The organism is Bacillus sp. 7_6_55CFAA_CT2 (assembly GCF_000238655.1).
Lineage (GTDB): Bacteria > Bacillota > Bacilli > Bacillales > Bacillaceae_G > Bacillus_A > Bacillus_A cereus.
This window is the reverse complement of record NZ_JH414708.1, coordinates 804,462-808,873: the sequence shown is the minus strand read 5'-3', so window position 1 is coordinate 808,873 and position 4,412 is coordinate 804,462. Positions and strand designations below refer to the sequence as shown.

Here is a 4,412-nt window from a genome sequence, read left to right as displayed (position 1 = left end):
GTTTTACTTTTTTCATTATTCAGCGTCTGTATTTTGATATGCCATCTTAAACAACTTCACTTGGCTATCAATTTCTTCTGTACTACTATTAATAACATAATAGTAATCACCATCTTTATTTTGTTCACGTGTTTTCACATTATCAGCTAATGTAAGCTGTAAAATCGCCTTAATTCTTGCCTTCATTTCAATATCTAATATTGGGAAAGATATTTCCACTCGCTTCTCCATATTTCGCGTCATCAAATCAGCTGAAGATAAATATATTTTCTCCTCCCCATTATGATGGAAATAATAAATACGGCTATGTTCTAAATATCTTCCAACAACACTAACTACACGAATATTTTCACTTACATTTGGAATGCCAGGTCGTAGGCAACATGTCCCTCGAACAATGAGCTCTACCTTTACTCCAGCTTGTGATGCTTCGTACATTTTTTTAATTAATGGTTTATCTGTTAATGAATTCATCTTAGCGATAATATATCCATTTCCATATTGCCTATGATAACGGATTTCTTCATCTATTAAATCTATAAATTGCTCTCTTATATCAAATGGAGCAACCGATAAATGATGAAAATGTGGCTTTGTTGTATAACCACTTAAATAATTAAAGAAATTGGTTGCATCAACCCCAAAGTCTTTTCTTGATGTAATATATCCAAAATCAGTATATAACTTCGCTGTTGCATCATTATAGTTTCCAGTTCCGAGATGTACGAACCTTTCGATTTTTCCGTTTTTTCTTCTTACAACTAATGTAATTTTACTATGTGTTTTCAAGTGACTTACACCGTAAATAACATGACAGCCTGCCTGTTCCAATTCTTTAGCCCAATGAACATTGTTTTCTTCATCAAATCTTGCCTTTAATTCAACTAATACTGTCACTTGTTTTCCCTTTTCAGCCGCTATCTTTAACGCCTGAATAATCGGTGAATCACCACTTACACGATATAACGTTTGTTTAATCGCAAGTACATTCGGATCGTCCGCCGCATCACGGACAAAATCAACTACCGGCTGAAATGATTCAAAAGGATGATGTAATAAAATATCATGCTCAATTGCTTTTTCAAATACATCTTCTTCATCACCTAAATCTTGAGGTGGTTGCGGAATAAGAGCCGGATATACAAGATGTTCATATAAAGGAGCTAGTTTTTTATATAAAGAAAACAAACATGTTAAATCTAATGGACCATCCATTATATATACATCTTCATCTTTTACTTCCAGAACCTCATATAATAACGCTAGTACTCTTTCATCAATGTGTTCTTTCCCAACTTCTAAACGAACAGCAGCCCCCCACTTACGCTTTTTTAATTCTTTTTCAATTACCTTTAATAAATCTCTCGCACCTTCTTCATGAATCGTTAAATCTGCATTGCGTGTAATACGGAAACGAGTAACAGATGATACTGTATATCCCGTAAATAATTTATGAGTAAAGCTACTAATTACGTCTTCTAATAAAATAAATTTATGCTTTTGCCCTTCGCTCGGTAAAATTATGAAGCGCTCAAGTAATGAAGGAACTTGCACAATTCCTAACTTCGTCCTGTTTTCTTCTTCCGCTTGCTTCTCATCATATAAAAGAGTAGCCAAATTCAAACTTTTGTTTAATAACATTGGAAATGGGCGATATGCATCAATAGCTACAGGAGTTAACACTGGAAAAATTTGCTCATCAAAATACTCTTCTATAAATTCTCGCTGTTCTTTCGTCAAATCATTGAATGTTAAACGTTCAATTCCCTCTAACTCAAGCGCTGGTAATACATAATTTTTAAATGTATCATATTGTACTGTCATTAGTGCATGGGCTTTTATCGCAATTTTATTTAATTGCTTTTTTGGTGTTAAGCCAGCTTTATTTTCTGGCTGATTAAATCCAGCACTCACTTGATCCTTTAATCCCGCTACACGTACCATAAAAAATTCATCTAAATTCGAACTAAAAATACTAATAAATTTCAATCTTTCCAAAAGTGGATTATTTGCATCTTGCGCTTCTTGTAAGACACGTTCATTAAATGCTAACCAACTTAACTCTCGATTATTGTAATAAGCTGTATCATTTAAATTTACTGCATTCCCCTTCAATAATTCCATTCTCTTCACACTTCCCCTTGAAACTTTTTCACTATAATTTAGTTACTTTTATTTTAGCAAATTACAATATTATAAAGTGTAAATTTTTTGTAAAGACATCCGTACAACCTAATGTTTTAGTTCAAATAACAAGTTAATATTCGTTTTTAATACTCTTTCTAACTGTTTTTTTGTTTTTCAGCCTGCACTTTTTCCGCTAATGCCGATTTTTCACATAAAGCTTTAAATGTTAATCCTTCTTCGTTTTCTGTTATAGATATGGTATCAATAAGCGATCGTTGCCTTACATTTAAAGTAGCTGAAAATTGTAAAACAGCTCCTAACAGGCGGATTTTTTTTGTTCGCTTTTATCAAACCAACCTTCAAATGGAGATAAATGTTGTTTAAATAACATTTTTGATTTATACGATGCAATAAGCGCTAGCCTTACTCGATCTTTATGCATCATGCCATCAATTATCTTATTCGCTAATAAATAAAACGTATGTAAACGGCTTGCTTCTTCGTCTATATATTTGCCTATATTAAATACTTTCGCTGCTTGATGGAACACTTCCCAGTCTTTTACTGACATAGAAATAAGCCCTATTTCCTCAAGTTGTTTGCAAATTAGTCTTCCATGTTTAATAAGCTGAATAACAAATTCCATGTCCATTTCGTATTCATGTGATAGTAAATGCAGACTTTCTTCAACTACGTTCGGATAATATGAAATCCCCAAATCTTTTGTCAACTCTTCATAGAAAACACCTTCTCTTAACCCTTTTCTACTTAATACAAATGCCGGTGCCTCTATAACATTAACAAGTGTATGAAATACTTCAACCGCTGGAATAATCGTATCTGCTCGATCTTTTGCCAATCCTTCCAATTTCTGAAGTTCTATGTACGACAATTTTTCCAATTCATCTTTTACACTTTCAATATCTTCTTCTTTCATCTTGTATAAATGTAATCCTGCTATAGGATAGCATATTAAATTTTGATGGATTTTCACTAAGTTCCTAGCACTACCACCAATTGCAATAAGAGGCAATTTCTTATTGATTAACCATGGTAACGTTCGAAATTGAAACTCTAAATACTGTTGCATTCCCTCTAACTCATCTTTAGTAGGAATATCCCCTTTAATAAATTGTTGCTTTAAAGAAAGTGCCCCAAATGGAAAACTATGGTACTCTAAAATCTCTCTATTTCTAAAGTATGTAACTTCTGTACTTCCCCCGCCGATATCTACCGTTATTCCTTCTGAAAACGATGTAGAATTCATAACCGCCAAGTATCCGTAACGCGCTTCCTCATACTCTGATAATACTCTAAGAGTAAAGTCCGTTTGTCCTTCAACAAGCTTTTTAATTTCCTCTTGATTCTCCGACTGTCTAATTGTTGCTGTTGCAACACAAAGTACATGATGCAACTGATGGAATCTTGTACTTTCTTGAAATTGAAATAATGTCTGTAATAATACTTCTATTCCCTCTTCATTCAACACACCATCAATTAAGTAATTCCTTAACCTAGCAACAACTTTCGTATTTTCAATCTCTTTATAAAAACCTCCATTTTGCTTTTCATAAATAACTAAACGCATTGTATTAGATCCAATATCTATAATGGCATACTGTTGTTTTAATATTTCTTTCAAACTTCTCACTCTTTCATTATCAAATTTCAAAAACATATTCTATTACTATTATACAAAATAGTTGTTTTTTGTAACAATATTGCTTTAATATTGAAAATATATACAATCACTTTTTGCGTATAATAAATACCTATTTTATTTATGGTATAATAATGAAAAATTGAAAGGAGATTCAATATGAAACCTTCACAACCACAATCTCAATTACAAAACCAACATTCTATTAATCGACTAGCTCAATCTATTTTCGTTGTGAATCGTCATGCTAAAGCAGCTACTAATCCTAAATATTTATACTGGTTAAAAAAGACAGCTTTAGAACGTTTGATTGCTGAAAAAAAAGCAATTAAAGAAGGATTACATTTTTCTAGAAACCCACGTTTTAGCCAACAACAATCTGATGTCCTTATACGTTTAGGCGATTATTTTTTCCACATCCCTCCTACGAAAGAAGATTTTCGAATTCTACCGCATCTTGGTCATCTTGAATCCTCCTATCGAAATCCGAAAACAACCTTATCTTTAACAGTGGCAAAAAAAACAATTCAAGATTATATTGGTCCTGAAGCATTAAAACAAGAAAAAAAATTAAGTGAACCTGTTCCATGGTATAGTCGTACTTATACAAAAAAATAAAACAGTT

2 protein-coding genes and 1 pseudogene are annotated in these 4,412 nt (G+C 32.4%); 1 reads left to right on the top strand and 2 read right to left on the bottom strand.

The genetic code is table 11. The features are described from left to right. Window positions 1-15: 15 nt before the first annotated feature. Together HMPREF1014_RS04485 and HMPREF1014_RS04480 are read right to left on the bottom strand one after the other, a co-directional pair. On the bottom strand, window positions 16-2,124 hold the full coding sequence (locus tag HMPREF1014_RS04485; RefSeq protein ID WP_000421677.1) for a polyphosphate kinase: 2,109 nt from the start codon (window positions 2,122-2,124) through the stop codon (window positions 16-18). A gap of 108 nt (window positions 2,125-2,232) precedes the next feature. Further along, a pseudogene (locus HMPREF1014_RS04480) lies at window positions 2,233-3,769 on the bottom strand (Ppx/GppA family phosphatase). Between the two features lie 177 nt (window positions 3,770-3,946). On the opposite strand from HMPREF1014_RS04480, the gene HMPREF1014_RS04475 reads away from it, so the two are divergent. Next, complete coding sequence (locus HMPREF1014_RS04475) at window positions 3,947-4,405, top strand: YkyB family protein (protein ID WP_000804862.1); 459 nt, start codon at window positions 3,947-3,949, stop codon at window positions 4,403-4,405. Window positions 4,406-4,412 lie beyond the last annotated feature (7 nt).

What these genes read in the sequence shown, in the direction of transcription:
- HMPREF1014_RS04485 (WP_000421677.1), bottom strand. Translation starts at nt 2,124, where the DNA reads ATGGAATTATTGAAGGGGAATGCAGTAAATTTAAATGATACAGCTTAT.
- HMPREF1014_RS04475 (WP_000804862.1), top strand. Translation starts at nt 3,947, where the DNA reads ATGAAACCTTCACAACCACAATCTCAATTACAAAACCAACATTCTATT.